General features: G+C 73.8%; 12 protein-coding genes and 1 riboswitch. Of the genes, 10 read left to right on the top strand and 2 right to left on the bottom strand.

Annotation, left to right across the window (positions count from 1 at the left end; genetic code table 11):
- Positions 1–31: 31 nt before the first annotated feature.
- Together ABZ919_RS17585 and ABZ919_RS17580 are read right to left on the bottom strand one after the other, a co-directional pair.
- Positions 32–1,111, bottom strand: coding sequence for an alpha/beta fold hydrolase (locus tag ABZ919_RS17585; RefSeq protein ID WP_361248409.1), 1,080 nt, complete (start codon positions 1,109–1,111; stop codon positions 32–34).
- Between the two features lie 250 nt (positions 1,112–1,361).
- Positions 1,362–2,024 carry a class II aldolase/adducin family protein gene (locus ABZ919_RS17580; RefSeq protein ID WP_361248300.1) on the bottom strand — a complete coding sequence of 221 codons (663 nt, stop codon included), beginning with the start codon at positions 2,022–2,024 and terminating at the stop codon, positions 1,362–1,364.
- A gap of 188 nt (positions 2,025–2,212) precedes the next feature.
- On the opposite strand from ABZ919_RS17580, the gene ABZ919_RS17575 reads away from it, so the two are divergent.
- The 10 genes from ABZ919_RS17575 (at position 2,213) to cobI (ending at position 15,848) form a co-directional block, all read left to right on the top strand.
- Complete coding sequence (locus tag ABZ919_RS17575) at positions 2,213–3,001, top strand: lysozyme (protein WP_361248298.1); 789 nt, start codon at positions 2,213–2,215, stop codon at positions 2,999–3,001.
- A gap of 143 nt (positions 3,002–3,144) precedes the next feature.
- Positions 3,145–4,401 carry an inorganic phosphate transporter gene (locus ABZ919_RS17570; protein WP_361248297.1) on the top strand — a complete coding sequence of 419 codons (1,257 nt, stop codon included), beginning with the start codon at positions 3,145–3,147 and terminating at the stop codon, positions 4,399–4,401.
- Positions 4,402–4,437: 36 nt separating this feature from the next.
- Positions 4,438–4,665 (top strand): hypothetical protein, encoded by a 228-nt coding sequence (locus ABZ919_RS17565; protein ID WP_361248295.1) that lies wholly within the window; start codon positions 4,438–4,440, stop codon positions 4,663–4,665.
- A gap of 142 nt (positions 4,666–4,807) precedes the next feature.
- Positions 4,808–4,948: riboswitch (cobalamin riboswitch) on the top strand.
- A gap of 103 nt (positions 4,949–5,051) precedes the next feature.
- Positions 5,052–5,996, top strand: coding sequence for a cobalamin biosynthesis protein (locus tag ABZ919_RS17560; RefSeq protein WP_361248294.1), 945 nt, complete (start codon positions 5,052–5,054; stop codon positions 5,994–5,996).
- Entirely contained in the window at positions 5,993–7,501 is a 1,509-nt protein-coding gene (locus ABZ919_RS17555) for a cobyric acid synthase (protein ID WP_361248292.1), read from the top strand. Before ABZ919_RS17560 ends, ABZ919_RS17555 begins: the two co-directional genes overlap by 4 nt.
- Positions 7,498–11,151: a cobaltochelatase subunit CobN gene (gene cobN, locus ABZ919_RS17550; protein WP_361248291.1), complete on the top strand. Its 3,654-nt coding sequence runs from the start codon at positions 7,498–7,500 to the stop codon at positions 11,149–11,151. Before ABZ919_RS17555 ends, cobN begins: the two co-directional genes overlap by 4 nt.
- Positions 11,148–13,148: a putative cobaltochelatase gene (locus tag ABZ919_RS17545; RefSeq protein WP_361248289.1), complete on the top strand. Its 2,001-nt coding sequence runs from the start codon at positions 11,148–11,150 to the stop codon at positions 13,146–13,148. The genes cobN and ABZ919_RS17545 overlap by 4 nt, the downstream gene beginning before the upstream one ends.
- Positions 13,148–13,747 carry a cob(I)yrinic acid a,c-diamide adenosyltransferase gene (cobO, locus tag ABZ919_RS17540; RefSeq protein ID WP_361248288.1) on the top strand — a complete coding sequence of 200 codons (600 nt, stop codon included), beginning with the start codon at positions 13,148–13,150 and terminating at the stop codon, positions 13,745–13,747. Before ABZ919_RS17545 ends, cobO begins: the two co-directional genes overlap by 1 nt.
- A complete protein-coding gene (locus ABZ919_RS17535) occupies positions 13,741–15,120 on the top strand; it encodes a cobyrinate a,c-diamide synthase (RefSeq protein ID WP_361248286.1) in 1,380 nt (459 codons plus the stop codon). The genes cobO and ABZ919_RS17535 overlap by 7 nt, the downstream gene beginning before the upstream one ends.
- Positions 15,117–15,848: a precorrin-2 C(20)-methyltransferase gene (gene cobI, locus ABZ919_RS17530; protein WP_361248284.1), complete on the top strand. Its 732-nt coding sequence runs from the start codon at positions 15,117–15,119 to the stop codon at positions 15,846–15,848. The genes ABZ919_RS17535 and cobI overlap by 4 nt, the downstream gene beginning before the upstream one ends.
- Positions 15,849–15,868 lie beyond the last annotated feature (20 nt).

Genomic DNA, 15,868 nt, shown 5'->3' with positions numbered 1-15,868 from the left:
GGCACCGGCGCGGGACCGGGGCCGTCGGCCGTCACAGCAACGGGGTCAGGAAGCGGCGCAGCCGCTCCTCGTACTCCTCCGGGTCGGCGTTCCACATCGCCCCGTGCGGAGCCCCGGACACGGTGTGCAGGGCGACCCGATCGGCGCGGTGGCGGGCGAGCCGGCGGGAGAACTCCCAGGGGGCCACCTCGTCGTCGGGGCCGTGGATGATCAGGGTCGGTACGGCGAGCCGGTCCGGGTCGGCGGCAGCGGCGGCCCCGTCGGCGTGCAGACCGGCCCGGCCCTGCGCGGCCCGCACGGCGAGCGGCAGCAGCGGCGGCGGGGTGTGGCGGGCCCGGGCGAGCGCGCGCAGCGTGGCCTCCCAGCTGAGCACCGGCGAGTCGAGGATCAGCCCGGCGATGCGCTCGCGCACCGGGGAGTACTCGGCCGCGCGCAGCGCCATGGTGGCGCCGGTCGACCAGCCGAGCAGGACGACCTGGTGGGCGCCGTAGCGGACGGCGTAGCGGATCGCCGCGTCCAGGTCGCGCCACTCGGTCTCGCCGAGGTGGCTCAGGCCGTCCGGCGGCCTCGGGGCGCCGAGGTCGCCGCGGTAGGCGAGGGCGAGGACCGGCATCCGGCGGGCGTGCAGCGCGGCCATGACGTTCATGGCCTGCTCCCGGGTGGTGCCCAGGCCGTGCACGGCGATCACCCAGGTGCTGCGGGCCCCGGGCACGAACCAGGCGGGCAGCTCGCCGAGTTCGCCGGGCACGTCGATGTCGGCGTGCTCGAGACCGAGGGCGGTGCCGGGGTTGCCCACGTACAGGTTCGGGGTGAGCCACACCGCGTCGCCGGGGGCGAAAGTGCCGTGCGTGACGCGTTCCAGGCGGCGTACGACGGTGTCGGCCGCGTGCCGGGCCGCTTCCAGGACGGCACCGACGACCGCGTGGGAGCCGTCGCCGGCGAGGCCGTAGGTGCCGGGGCGCAACGAGGCCAGGTCGCGGGTGAGGGTGATCTGGCCGGCCGCCGTGCTGTGCACGGTGAGGCGGGGTTCGGTGGGCAGGGGCCGGCCGGAGGGCGCCTTCAGCGCGGCGTCGCTGGCGAGCCGGCCGGCGGCGACGGATGCCACGGCCATGCCGGCGGCTACGGCCGTGGTGAGGGCGGTCGCTTTGACGATGCGCACGGGTCCAGTGTCGTGGGGGTCGCCGCCACCGGCCAGCGGAGCTGCGGGGCCGGACGGGGATCGTCGGGGTGCGGGTGGGTTCGGCACCGCCGGACCTGTGCTTCGTGGCTGGGCGCCGCTGCGGCGGACCCGAGGAACCGGCAGGTCACGGTGAGCCAGGCGGTCGAGAAAGCGCCGGAGCGAGGGGCTGGGCAGCACGGTGTCACCTCCGTTGGCCGTACCCCTTCAAACGTTCCCCGACCTCGGCCACTTGTGCCTCCGTCAGCAGGGACGGGGTCAGACCCGGCACCGAGGACGCCGTGAGCCACAGGCGGCACATCCACTCCAGCTGGGCGGTGCGGTCGTAGGCCTGCTCGAGGGTGGTGCCGTGAGTGATCGTGCCGTGGTTCTGCAGGAGGCAGCCGGAGCGGCCGGTCAGGGCGCCGAGCATGTTCTCGGCCAGCTCGTCGGTGCCGTAGGTGGCGTAGGGGGCGACGCGGACGGGGCCACCGAGGGCGGCGGCCATGTAGTGGACCAGCGGCAGCTCGGTCACGAGCGTGGAGACCGCCGTCGCGTGCACGGCGTGGGTGTGGACGACCGCGCGGGCGTCGGTGGTGCGGTAGACGGCGAGGTGCATGGGCAGCTCGCTGGTCGGCACCAGCGTGCCGAGCACCTGGCGTCCGTCGAGGCCGACGCCGGTGATGTCGTCCGGGGTGAGCCGGTCGTACGGGACACCCGACGGGGTGACCAGCACGACGTCGCCGACGCGCGCCGAGACGTTCCCCGAGGTGCCGACCACCAGCCCGTCGGCTACGGTCCGCCGCGCCGTCGCCACCAGTTCCGCCCAGATCCGCTGCTGTTCCGCGTCCCACCGCTGTTCAGCCATGCAGCGATCCTGCCAGCCGGGTCCGCGGGAGCGGGACGGCCGGCTGTTTCCGGCCAAAAGCGCATGCCCCCGAATGGGCGGAAGTCATGCCGAATCGCCGCGAATGGGCACTGGTCCGTCGATCGACGGGCCTTCAATGATCCCCCTTGCCACCGGGCGATCCCTCGTCCACCGACCCGGGGAGACACATGGCCCGTGAACGCACCCTCCCGAGGCGCCGCGCCGGTGTCGTCCTCGTCGCGGCGACGGCGGCGCTCACCCTGGCCGCCGCCGCGCCCGCGGCGGCCGGACCCGCGGCACCCACGGCACCCGTGGCGGCCCGGACCGCGGCGCCGCCCTCCGGCCTGCCCCGGGGGCACGACGTCTCCTCCCACCAGATGCAGGTGAACTGGCAGGCCGTGCGGGCCGGGGGCGCGCGGTTCGTGTACGTCAAGGCGACCGAGTCCACCGGCTACCGCAACCCCTACTTCTCGCAGCAGTACGGCGGCGCCCACAAGGCGGGCCTGTACCGGGGCGCCTACCACTTCGCCCGCCCCGACAAGTCGTCCGGAGCCCGGCAGGCCGCGTACTTCGTGCGGCACGGCGGCGGCTGGCGGGCGGACGGCGGGACGCTGCCGCCCGCGCTCGACATCGAGAACAACCCGTACAACAAGAAGCACAAGTGCTACGGGCTGAGCCGGACGCGGATGGTCCGCTGGATCCGGTCCTTCAGCAACGAGGTCAAGCGGGAGACCGGCCGTCGCCCGGTGATCTACACGACGATCCAGTGGTGGAAGCTCTGCACGGGCAACAGCCACGCCTTCTCCCGGAGCCACGCCCTGTGGATCGCCCGGCCCGGCGCACGGCCGGGACCACTGCCGGGCGGGTGGCGCTACTGGACGTTCTGGCAGTTCGGCACCAAGGGCCGGCTGCCGGGTGACGAGGATCTCTTCAACGGGTCCACGAGCCGGCTACGGATCTTCGCACGGGGCCGATAGCCAAGCGCCGCTTGGGTCGACCGAGCCGGGCGGAACCCGACCCCCCCTCCGCGGACACCCGTAGGCCCGCCCCAGTTCATCTTCCGTTCACCCAGGTTGCCTACGTTCATCCAGCCAATGACCTCGAACGATTGCCTGGGTAAATGGAAAGCTTCTCGCTGATCCTCGCGATAGTGGTGGTAACCGCTCTCGCGTTCGATTTCACGAACGGTTTCCACGACACCGCCAACGCGATGGCCACCACCATCTCCACAGGCGCCATGAAGCCCAAGATCGCGGTGGCCATGTCGGCCACCCTCAATCTGGTGGGCGCCTTCCTCTCCGTGGAGGTCGCCAACACGATCTCCAAGGGTCTCGTCGACGAGAACGGCATCCGTCCCGAGGTCATCTTCGCCGCCCTGGTCGGTGCGATCCTCTGGAACCTGATGACCTGGCTGGTGGGCCTGCCCTCCAGCTCCTCGCACGCCCTGATGGGCGGTCTGATCGGCGCCGCCGTCGCCTCCGCCGGCTTCGGCGCCGTCCACGGTGACGTGCTGGTCACCAAGGTGATCCTCCCCGCGGTCGCCGCGCCGCTCGTCGCGGGCCTCGCCTCGTTGCTGGCCACCCGGTTCTCCTACGGCATCGGCGGCAAGGCCGAGGGAGTGGCCACCCGCAAGGGCTACCGCGCCGGCCAGATCGCCTCCGCCGGCCTGGTCTCCCTCGCCCACGGCACCAACGACGCCCAGAAGACCATGGGTGTCATCACCCTCGCGCTGATCGCGGGCGGCTCCCTCGCCCCGGGCTCGAACCCTCCCACCTGGGTCATCCTCTCCGCCGGCCTGGCCATCGCGCTCGGCACCTACATCGGCGGCTGGCGCATCATCCGCACCATGGGCAAGGGCCTCACGGACCTGGAGCCGCGCCAGGGCTTCGCCGCCCAGACCAGCGCCGCGACCGCCATCCTGGCCTCGTCCCACCTGGGCTTCTCCCTCTCCACCACGCACGTCGTCTCCGGCTCGGTGATGGGCGCGGGCCTGGGCCGCAAGGGCGGGGTGGTCCGCTGGTCCACCGCGAGCCGCATGGCCGTCGCCTGGGTGCTCACGCTCCCGGCCGCCGCGCTGGTCGGCGCCGGCGCCGAGTCCGTCACGGAACTCGGTGACTGGGGCACCGCGGTGGTCGCCGTCTTCCTCGTCGCCGCGAGCGCCACGATCTGGAAGATCTCCCGCCGTGAGGTCGTCGACCACACCAACGTCAACGCCGTCGACGAGGCCGGGGAGCCGGCCGGCGTCGTGACCGCCGCCATCGCCGCGGTGACCCCGCCCCCGGCGGGGACCCTCACCGCGGACCTGACGGCCACCATCCCCGCCCCGGCCGCCACCGAGCCCGCCGCCCCGGCCGCCCCGCCGGCCGCCACCGTCTGACCCCGGCCGCCCGCGGCTTACTAAGGAAGCACCCCCATGAAGATCGACTGGTCGGCCCTCGGCTCCGTCTTCGGCGTCAGCCTCGTGTTCACGGTGGGCCTGGTGGCCCTGTTCACCCTCGGCGTCAACGGTCTGGCCCGGCGCGAGAAGGCGGCGGCCCAGGGCGAGTCCGCGGCCCTCGCCGTCACCGGCGCCTACGTCTGCTTCGCCGCCTGCGCGGCTGCGGTGGCGTACGGCCTCTACCTCATCGTCTCCAAGTCCTGACCGGGCGCCACGAACCAGGCATCACAAAGGCTCCCCTCCGTTTCTGACGGAGGGGAGCCTTCGCCGTGCGCACACGTCACGGGCGCCCCGTGGTGTGGGGATCGGCACACTCTCCCCGCGCAGGTCAACGGCAAGTTGACGGCCCTTCCGGGCGCGTGGTGGACTGCCCAGGCCATGTACGGCGGCAGAGAGGAAGCCGGTGCGAATCCGGCGCGGTCCCGCCACTGTCACCGGGGAAGAACCCCGTGAGCCAGGAACTCTCACCGCCGGATTTCGTCGAACCAGGGCGCGGACACCCTGAGTGAGGACACGGATCGCCATGCTCGGCTGCCGAAGGACAAGGACCCGCACCAGGCCCGCTCCTGCACCCGCGGCCGGCTGAGCCGATGGGTGCCGATCGCAGCTACGCGTACGGCGCCGCCGCCGGCCTTCTCGGCGACCTGCTCCTCGGCGATCCGCGCCGAGGGCATCCGGTCGCCGCGTTCGGGCGCGCTGCCGCTGCCGTGGACCGCGCGTTGTGGCACGACCACCGCGGCTGGGGCGCTCTGCACACCGCCGTGTGCGCCGGAGGCGCCGTCGCACTCGGCACGCTGGCCGTACGCGCCGCACGCCCCTGCCCCGCCGCCTCCGTCGCGCTGACCGCCGCCGCCACCTGGACCGTGGTCGGCGGTACCTCGCTCGCCCGCGAGGCCCGCACCGTCGGGCGTGCGCTGGAGTCCGGGGACGTCGAGGCGGCGCGGGAGCGGCTGCCGCACCTGTGCGGCCGGGACCCGCAGGCGCTGGACGCCGACGGGATCGCCCGGGCCGTGGTCGAGTCGGTCGCCGAGAACACCTCCGACGCCGTCGTGGGCGCGCTGGTGTGGGGGGCCGTGGCCGGGGTGCCGGGTCTGCTCGGCTTCCGGGCGGTCAACACCCTGGACGCGATGGTCGGTCACAGGTCCCCGCGCTACCGGCGCTACGGCTGGGCCTCCGCCCGGCTCGACGACCTGGCCGGCTGGCCGGGCGCCCGCCTCACCGCCGTACTCGCCGCCGCGGCCGGCCCCGACCCCCGCGCTGCCCTGCGCGCCTGGAAGGCCGACGCCCGCAGGCACCCGAGCCCCAACGCCGGGCCCGTGGAGGCGTCGTTCGCGGGCGCCCTCGGTGTCCGCCTGGGCGGAACACTCTCCTACGGCGGCCGCGTCGAGCACCGGCCCGTACTCAACGGGGACACCGGCCGGGCGGTCCGGGTCACCGACATCGACCGGGCCGTACGGCTCTCCCGCCGCGTCGGCCTGCTCGCGCTCGGCGTCACGCTCGCCGCGCGCCGACTCGTGAAGGGACGTGGCAAGTGAGCGGGGGTCTCCTCGTCGCCGGCACCACCTCCGACGCCGGCAAGAGCGTCGTGACGGCCGGGATCTGCCGGTGGCTCGTGCGTCAGGGTGTGAAGGTCGCGCCGTTCAAGGCGCAGAACATGTCGCTCAACTCGTTCGTGACCCGTGAGGGCGCGGAGATCGGGCGGGCGCAGGCCATGCAGGCCCAGGCGTGCCGGATCGAGCCGACCGCGCTGATGAACCCGGTGCTGCTGAAGCCGGGCGGCGAGCAGAGCAGCCAGGTGGTGCTGCTGGGCCGGCCGGTGGGGGAACTCAGCGCGCGCGGGTACCACGGCGGGCGTCAACAGCGGCTGCTCGGCACGGTGCTGGACTGTCTGGCCGAGCTGCGGGGCACGTATGACGCGGTGATCTGTGAGGGCGCGGGCAGCCCGGCCGAGATCAATCTGCGCCGGACCGACATCGTGAACATGGGGATCGCGCGGAACGCGCGGCTGCCCGTGCTGGTGGTCGGGGACATCGACCGCGGAGGCGTCTTCGCCTCCTTCTTCGGCACGGTGGCCCTGCTCTCGCCGGAGGACCAGGAACTGGTCGCCGGATTCCTGGTGAACAAGTTCCGGGGCGATGTCTCCCTGCTGGAGCCGGGCCTGGAGATGCTGCACGGCCTCACCGGGCGGCGCACCTACGGCGTGCTGCCGTTCCGGCACGGGCTCGGCATCGACGAGGAGGACGGCCTGCGCGTCTCGCTGCGCGGCGCGGTCCGCGAGTCCACCGTCGCGCCCCCGGCCGGCGAGGACGTCCTGCGGGTCGCCGTGTGCGCGATCCCGCTGATGTCCAACTTCACGGACGTGGACGCGCTGGCCGCCGAACCGGGGGTCGTGGTGCGGTTCGTGGACCGTCCGGAGGAGCTGGCCGACGCCGACCTGGTCGTCGTTCCCGGCACCCGCGGGACCGTACGGGCGCTGGAGTGGCTGCGCGAGCGCGGGCTGGCGGACGCGCTCGTGCGCAGGGCCTCGGAGGAGCGGCCGATCCTCGGGATCTGCGGCGGCTTCCAGATCCTCGGTGAGCACATCGAGGACGAGGTCGAGTCGCGGGCGGGCGCGGTCGACGCGCTCGGCGTGCTGCCCGTGCGGGTGCGGTTCGCCCGGGAGAAGACCCTGACCCGGCCGGCCGGCGAGGCCCTCGGCGAACACGTCGAGGGCTACGAGATCCACCACGGCGTCGCCGAAGTCACCGGCGGCCAAACCTTCCTGGACGGCTGCCGGGTCGGCCAGAGCTGGGGCACCCACTGGCACGGCTCGCTGGAGTCGGACGGCTTCCGGCGGGCCTTCCTGCGGGAGGTGGCCGCCGCCGCGGGCCGCCGCTTCGTGCCGGCTCCGGACACCTCCTTCGCCGCGCTGCGCGAGGAGCAGCTCGACCGGCTCGGCGACCTGATCGAACAGCACGCGGACACGGACGCGCTGTGGCGGCTCATCGAGTCGGGCGCGCCGCAAGGACTGCCTTTCATCCCACCGGGAGCGCCTGCATGAGCACAGTGTTGTTGTTGTCGACCGCCGACACGGATCTGCTGGCGGCCCGGGCTTCCGGCGCCGGCTACCGCATCGGCAACCCGACCCGGGTGGACGTCGCCGAGGAGCTGCCGGACCTCGTCCGGGGCGCCGACCTCGCCGTGGTACGTCTGCTGGGCGGCAAGCGCGCCTGGGAGGAGGGGCTGGCCGCGCTGAAGGCGGCCGGGATCCCGACCGTACTGCTGGGCGGCGAGGCCGTGCCGGACGCGGAGCTGATGGCCGAGTCGTCGGTGCCGGCCGGTGTGGTGGCGGAGGCCCTCAAGTACCTGGTCGAAGGCGGTCCGGCGAACCTGCTGGAGCTGTCCCGGTTCCTGTCGGACACCGTGCTGCTGACCGGCGAGGGGTTCGAGGAGCCGCGGACGATGCCGGAGTACGGCGTCCACGGCGCGTACGAGGTCAGAGGCGGCCGTCCGACCGTGGGCGTGCTCTTCTACCGCGCGCACGAGCTGAGCGGCAACACCGCCTTCGTCGACACCCTGTGCGAGGCGGTCGAGGCCGGGGGCGCCAACGCCCTGCCCGTCTACTGCGGTTCGCTGCGCGGCGCGGACGCCGGGCTGTACGAACTGCTCGGCAGGGCCGACGCGCTGGTGGCCACCGTGCTCGCGGCCGGCGGTACGCACGCCTCGCAGGCCTCGGCGGGCGGCGACGAGGAGTCCTGGGACATCGGCGCGCTGGCCGATCTGAACGTCCCCGTGCTGCAGGGACTCTGCCTCACCTCCTCACGGGCCGCCTGGGAGGAGTCGGACGCCGCCCTGTCCCCCATGGACGCGGCGATGCAGGTCGCGATCCCGGAGTTCGACGGCCGGCTGATCACGGTGCCGTTCTCCTTCAAGGAGCAGGGCCCGGACGAGGTCCCGGTGTACGTGGCCGATCCGGAGCGGGCCGCGCGGGTGGCCGGGATCGCCCTCAGGCACGCGCGGTTGAAGCACAAGCCCAACGCCGAGAAGAAGATCGCGCTGGTCTTCACCGCGTACCCGACCAAGCACTCCCGGGTCGGCAACGCGGTCGGCCTGGACACGCCCGCGTCGGCGGTGCGGGTGCTGGACGCGCTCCGGGACGCCGGGTACGCGCTCACCGAGTACCCCGCCGGCGGCGACGAGTTGATCCACCGGCTGATCGAGGCCGGCGGCCACGACGTCGAGTGGCTCACCGAGGACCAGCTGGCCGCGGCGCCCGCGCGGGTGCCGCTGGCGGACTACCGGGCCTGGTTCGGGAAGCTGCACCCGCAGCTGCGGGACGCGATGACCGAGGCGTGGGGCGAGCCGCCGGGCAGCCTGTACGTCGACGGCGACGACATCGTCCTCGCGTCCCTGCAGTTCGGGAACGTCGTCGTCATGATCCAGCCGCCGCGCGGCTTCGGCGAGAACCCGATCGCGATCTACCACGACCCCGACATGCCGCCCTCGCACCACTACATGGCGGCCTACAGGTGGCTGGAGAACAGCTTCGGCGCCGATGCGATCGTGCACATGGGCAAGCACGGCACGATGGAGTGGCTGCCGGGCAAGGGCCTGGGCCTGAGCGCCGGCTGCGCGCCGGACGCCGTCCTCGGCGACCTGCCGCTGATCTACCCGTTCATCGTCAACGACCCCGGCGAGGGCACCCAGGCCAAACGGCGCGGGCACGCCACGGTGGTCGACCACCTGGTGCCGCCGATGGCCCGCGCGGACACCTACGGTGACCTGGCCAAGCTGGAGCAGCTGCTGGACGAGTACGCGCTCGTCTCCGACCTGGACCCGGCCAAGGCGCCCGCCGTCCGCGCCCAGATCTGGACCCTCGTCAAGGCGGCCGAGCTGCACCACGACCTGCACGTGGACGAGCAGCCGGACGACGACACGTTCGACGAGTTCGTCATGCACATCGACGGCTATCTGTGCGAGATCAAGGACGTGCAGATCCGCGACGGCCTGCACATCCTGGGCGGCGGCCCGGTCGGTGAGCCGCGCGTGAACCTCGTGCTGGCCGTGCTGCGCGCCTCGCAGGTGTGGGGCGGGCAGGCGAACGCGCTGCCCGGTCTGCGGGCCTCGCTCGCGGCGCACTTCGGGCTGGACGAGAAGGAGTTGCTGGGCGAGCCCGGTGCCGCGGTGAAGGTGCCGGTGGAGCTGGCGGACCTGGTGGAGGGCCCGGCGCGTACCGCCTCCGACGCGATCGACCTGCTGGAGCAGCTGTGCCGGCGGATCGCTGAGGGCATGGAGGAGCGGGCCTGGGAGCGCGCGGCCGTCCCGGCCGTCCTCTCGGACGCGCTCGGGGCCGAACTCCCGGACGCGCTCGCGGTGCTCGAGTTCGCCTGCGACGAGGTCGTCCCGCGGCTCGCGCGGACCACGGACGAGATCGGGCACATCCTGCGGGCGCTGGACGGCGGTTACGTCCCGGCGGGTCCGTCGGGTTCACCGACCCGTGGCCTGGTGAACGTCCTGCCGACCGGCCGGAACTTCTACTCCGTCGACCCCAAGGCCATTCCGTCCCGGCTGAGCTGGGAGGTCGGTCAGTCGCTGGCCGACTCGCTGGTGCAGAGGTATCTGCAGGACACCGGCGAGTACCCGAAGTCCGTCGGCCTCACGGTGTGGGGCACGTCCGCGATGCGCACCCAGGGCGACGACATCGCCGAGATCCTGGCGCTGCTGGGCTGCCGTCCGGTGTGGGACGACGCCTCGCGCCGGGTCACGGGCTTCGAGGTGGTCCCGCTGCAGGAGCTCGGCCGGCCCCGCATCGACGTCACGGTCCGCATCTCCGGGTTCTTCCGGGACGCCTTCCCGCACGTGGTCGGGCTGATCGACGACGCGGTGCGGGCGGTGGCCGAGCTGGACGAGCCGGTGGAGCGGAACTTCGTGAGGGCGCACGCCGACGAGGACACCCGCGAGCACGGCGACCGGCGGCGCGCCACGGCACGGATCTTCGGCTCGAAGCCGGGCGCGTACGGCGCCGGTCTGCTGCCGCTGATCGACGCCCGCAACTGGCGCTCCGACGCGGACCTGGCCGAGGTGTACGCCGTCTGGGGCGGTTACGCCTACGGGCGCGGGCTCGACGGGCGGGCGGCGCGCGGCGACATGGAGACCGCGTTCAAGCGGATCGCGGTCGCCGCGAAGAACGTCGACACCCGCGAGCACGACCTGGTCGACGCGGACGACTACTTCCAGTACCACGGCGGCATGGTCGCCATGGTCCGGCACCTGACCGGCGCCAACCCCGAGGCGTACGTGGGCGACAGCGCCGTACCGGACCAGGTGAGGACCCGCACGCTCGGCGAGGAGACGCACCGGGTCTTCCGGGCCCGCGTGGTCAACCCGCGCTGGATGGCGGCCATGCGCCGGCACGGCTACAAGGGCGCCTTCGAGATGGCGGCGACCGTGGACTACCTGTTCGGCTACGACGCCACGGCGGGCGTGGTCGACGACTGGATGTACGAGAAGCTCAGCGCGGAGTACGTCTTCGACCCGGAGAACCGGGACTTCATGAAGACGTCCAACCCGTGGGCGCTGCGCGGCATCACCGAACGGCTCCTGGAGGCGGCCGACCGCGGCCTGTGGGCCGAGCCGGACGCGGACACCCTGGAGCGGCTGCGCGCCACCTACCTGGAACTCGAAGGCGACTTGGAGGGCGACGACCAGTGACCACCCCCTTCCCCTTCACGGCCGTCGTCGGCCAGGACGACCTGCGGCTGGCCCTGCTGCTGAACGCCGTCTCCCCGGCGGTCGGCGGTGTGCTGGTGCGCGGCGAGAAGGGCACCGCCAAGTCGACGGCCGTACGCGCGCTGTCGGCGCTGCTGCCCGAGGTCGCCGTGGTGCCCGGCTGCCGGTTCTCCTGCGACCCGGCGGCACCGGATCCGTCCTGCCCGGACGGCCCGCACGAGCAGGCCTCCGGCGCGGCACGGCCCGCGCGGATGGTCGAGCTGCCCGTCGGCGCCTCCGAGGACCGGCTGGTCGGCGCGCTGGACATCGAGCGGGCGCTCGCCGAGGGCGTGAAGGCGTTCGAGCCGGGCCTGCTCGCCGACGCGCACCGGGGCATCCTGTACGTCGACGAGGTCAACCTCCTCCACGACCACCTGGTCGACCTGCTGCTGGACGCGGCGGCGATGGGCGCGTCGTACGTGGAGCGCGAGGGCGTCTCCGTGCGGCACGCCGCCCGCTTCCTGCTCGTCGGCACCATGAACCCCGAAGAGGGCGAGCTGCGGCCGCAGTTGCTGGACCGCTTCGGGCTGACCGTGGAGGTGGCGGCCTCGCGGGAGCCGGACCAGCGGGTCGAGGTGGTGCGGCGCCGGCTGGCGTACGACGACGACCCGGCCGGCTTCGCCGCGCGGTGGGCCGAGGAGGAGGCGGCCGTACGCCGACGGATCGTGGTGGCACGGGAGTTGCTGCCGCAGGTGCGGCTGGGCGACGGGGCGCTGCGGCAGATCGCGGCGACCTGTGCGGCCTTCGAGGTGGACGGCATGCGGGCCGACATCGTCATGGCGCGTACGGCGACCGCGCTGGCCGCGTGGGCCGGGCGGACGGACGTCCTGGCCGAGGACGTCCGGCAGGCGGCGCTGCTGGCGCTCCCGCACCGCAGGCGCCGCAACCCCTTCGACGCGCCGGGCCTGGACGAGGACAGGCTGGACGAGACGCTGGAGCAGTTCTCGGGAGAGGACGACGGCGAGGACGATCCCGACCCGGACGGTCCCGGCGGGGGCGGCGGCCGGCCGCAGCCCGATTCCGGTCCGCAGGGAGGCGGGGACGCCTCCGCGCGGCCCGAGGCCGGAGAGGGCGGCGAACCGCAGGCGTCCGGTGCGCGGGAGCAGTCGCCGGTACGGGCCTCCGAGCCGTTCCGCGCCAAGGTGCTGAGCGTCCCCGGGATCGGGGAGGGTGCCGCCGGGCGGCGGTCGCGGGCGCGCACCGAGCACGGGCGGACGACCGGCGCCCGGCGGCCCCGGGGGGCGCTGACCAAGCTCCACCTGGCCGCCACCGTGCAGGCCGCGGCACCGCACCAGCGGGCGCGTGGCCGGTCCGGGCCGGGGCTGGTGCTCCGCCGGGACGATCTCAGGCAGGCGACCCGGGAGGGGCGCGAGGGCAACCTGGTGCTGTTCGTCGTGGACGCCTCGGGTTCGATGGCGGCACGGCAGCGGATGGGCGCCGTGAAGGGTGCCGTGCTGTCGCTGCTGCTGGACGCCTACCAGCGGCGGGACAAGGTGGGTCTGGTGACCTTCCGAGGGTCCGGCGCGCAGGTCGCGCTGCCGCCGACCTCGTCCGTCGACGCCGCCGCCGTACGGCTGGAGGCGCTGCCGACCGGTGGCCGTACGCCGCTCGCGGCAGGGCTGCTCAAGGCGCACGAGGTGCTGCGGGTGGAGCGGCTGCGGGATCCGGCGCGGCGGGCGCTGGTCGTGGTGGTGACCGACGGACGGGCGACGGGCGGCCCGGAGCCGGTGGCGCTGGCCGGGCGTGCGGCGCGGCTGTTCGCGGCCGAGGCGGTCGCCTCGGTGGTCGTGGACTGCGAGTCGGGGCCGGTGCGGCTCGGGCTCGCCGGGCAGCTCGCGGGTGAGCTCGGCGGTACGGCGGTCACGCTGGACGAGCTGCGGGCCGACTCGATCGCCGGTCTGGTCAGGGATGTGCAGGGGACGTCGAGGAGGGCCGCGTAATGCCGCAGGGACAGCCGACTGTGATTCCGGACGACGGTCTGACGACCCGGCAGCGCCGCAACCGTCCGCTGGTCGTCGTGCACACGGGCGTCGGCAAGGGCAAGTCCACCGCCGCGTTCGGGCTCGCGTTGCGCGCCTGGAACCAGGGGTGGCCCATCGGGGTGTTCCAGTTCGTCAAGTCGGCCAAGTGGAAGGTCGGCGAGGAGAACGCGCTGCGGGTGCTCGGCGCCTCCGGCGAGGGCGGGACGGTCGACTGGCACAAGATGGGCGAGGGCTGGTCCTGGGTCCAGCGGGACGCCCAGATGGACAACGAGGACAAGGCCCGGGAGGGCTGGGAGCAGGTCAAGCGGGACCTGGCGGCCGAGACGTACCGGCTGTACGTGCTGGACGAGTTCGCCTACCCGATGCACTGGGGGTGGGTGGACACGGACGAGGTCGTCGACGTGCTGCGGAACCGGCCCGGCACCCAGCATGTGGTGATCACCGGCCGCAACGCCCCTGAGAAGCTGGTGGAATTCGCCGACCTCGTGACCGACATGTCGAAGGTCAAGCACCCCATGGACGTGGGGCAGAAGGGCCAGAAGGGCATCGAGTGGTGACGTCGTCGGTGCCGCGGCTGGTCGTCGCGGCGCCCTCCTCGGGCAGCGGCAAGACCACCGTGGCCACGGGCCTGATGGCCGCCTTCGCCGCGCGGGGGCTCGCCGTGTCGCCGCACAAGGCCGGGCCGGACTACATCGACCCCGGCTACCACACGCTCGCGACCGGGCGGGTGGGGCGCAACCTCGACGCGTACCTGTGCGGACCGGAGCTGATCGCCCCGCTGTTCCTGCACGGGGCGCGGGGGTGCGACCTGGCCGTCGTCGAGGGTGTGATGGGGCTGTACGACGGGGCGGCGGGCGAGGGGGAGCTCGCGTCCACCGCCCATGTGGCCAAGCTGCTGGGGGCGCCGGTGGTGCTGGTCGTGGACGCGTCGTCGCAGTCCCGGTCGGTGGCGGCGCTGGTGCACGGGTTCGCTTCCTGGGATCCGCAGGTGCGGGTCGGGGGTGTGATCCTCAACAAGGTGGGCTCCGACCGGCACGAGGAACTGCTGCGGGAGGCGCTGGATTCGGCGGGGGTGCCGGTGCTGGGCGCCTTGCGGCGGGCTCGGCAGGTGGACACGCCTTCGCGGCACCTCGGGCTGGTGCCGGTCGCCGAACGGCGCGCCGACGCGGTCGACTCCGTCGAGGCGATGGCTGCGCTGGTGTCCCGTGGGTGCGACCTGGCCGCGCTGGAAGCCCTGGCCCGTACGGCAGGCGCCGTCCCGGGGGGCTCCGCCCCCTGGACCCCCGCCTCGCCCGCCCACCACCCGGATCGGCCGGCCGAGCGGCGGACGCCTCGTGTCGCCGTCGCCGGCGGTCCCGCCTTCACCTTCTCCTACGCCGAGCACACCGAGCTGCTCACCGCCGCCGGTGCCGAGGTCGTCACGTTCGATCCGCTGCGGGACGAGCAACTGCCGGAAGGCACCGCCGGGTTGGTCATCGGCGGCGGCTTCCCCGAGGTGTACGCCGGTGAGCTGTCCGCCAACGAGCCGCTGCGCAAGGCGATAGCCCAACTGGCTCTCGGCGGTGCCCCCGTCGCCGCCGAGTGCGCCGGCCTGCTCTACCTGTGCCGGGAGCTGGACGGGCAGCCCATGTGCGGCGTGCTGGACGCCACCGCCCGCATGGCGGAACGGCTGACCCTGGGCTACCGGGATGCGGTGGCCGTCGGAGACAGTGCGCTGGCCGCCGCCGGGACGCGGATGCGGGGGCACGAGTTCCACCGCACGGTCGTCGAGCCCGGTGCCGGCGCCGTTCCCGCCTGGGGCGTGCGGGCGCCCGTGCGGCGGGTCGAAGGTTTCGTACAGCAGGGCGTGCACGCGAGTTATCTGCACACGCACTGGGCCTCCGAGCCCGGTGTCGCCCGTCGGTTCGTGGAGAGGTGCCGGACGTCATGAGCAGCAGGCTGGTCGGAGTCGGGGTCGGTCCCGGTGATCCGGAGCTGGTGACCGTCAAGGGGGTCAACGTCCTGCGGGCCGCCGATGTCGTCGTCGTACCGGTGATGGACACCGGGGAGCGCGGCCGGGCCGAGGCGACGGTGTTGCACTACGTGCCTGAGGACAAGGTCGTCCGGGTGGTGTTCGCGCTCAACGAGCGGACCGACCGGGCGCGCCGGGAGGCGGCCTGGGACGCGGCGGGCGAGCGGGTCGCCGGGCTTCTCCGGGCGCACGGATCCGTCGCCTTCGCCACCATCGGCGACCCGAACGTGTACTCGACGTTCACCTACCTCGCGCAGACGATCGCCGAGCTGGTGCCGGGGGTGGTCGTGGAGACCGTGCCCGGGATCACCGCGATGCAGGACCTGGCGGCGCGGTCCGGTGCCGTGCTGACCGAGGGCACCGAGCCGCTGACGCTGGTGCCGGTGACCGCTGGGTCCGCCGTGCTCAAGGAGGCGCTGGCCGGGCCGGGGACCGTCGTGGCGTACAAGTTCGGGCGGCAGGCCGCCGAGGTCGCCGAGGTGCTCGCGCAGACCGGGCGGCTCGGGGACGCGGTGTGGGGGTCGGCGCTGGGCCTGCCGGAGGAGTCGGTGCGGCCGGCCGCCGAGCTGGACGGGGCTGCGCTGCCGTATCTGTCGACGCTGATCGCGCCCCCGCGGCGGGACGGCGGACGGGGCGGGAAGCTGTGAGGCGGCCGGCCGGGCCGGGC

This window comes from Streptomyces sp. NPDC046759 (assembly GCF_040645475.1).
Taxonomy (GTDB): domain Bacteria; phylum Actinomycetota; class Actinomycetes; order Streptomycetales; family Streptomycetaceae; genus Streptomyces.
Note: the sequence above shows the minus strand (reverse complement) of the source record. Positions and strands in the feature narration are given on the sequence as shown.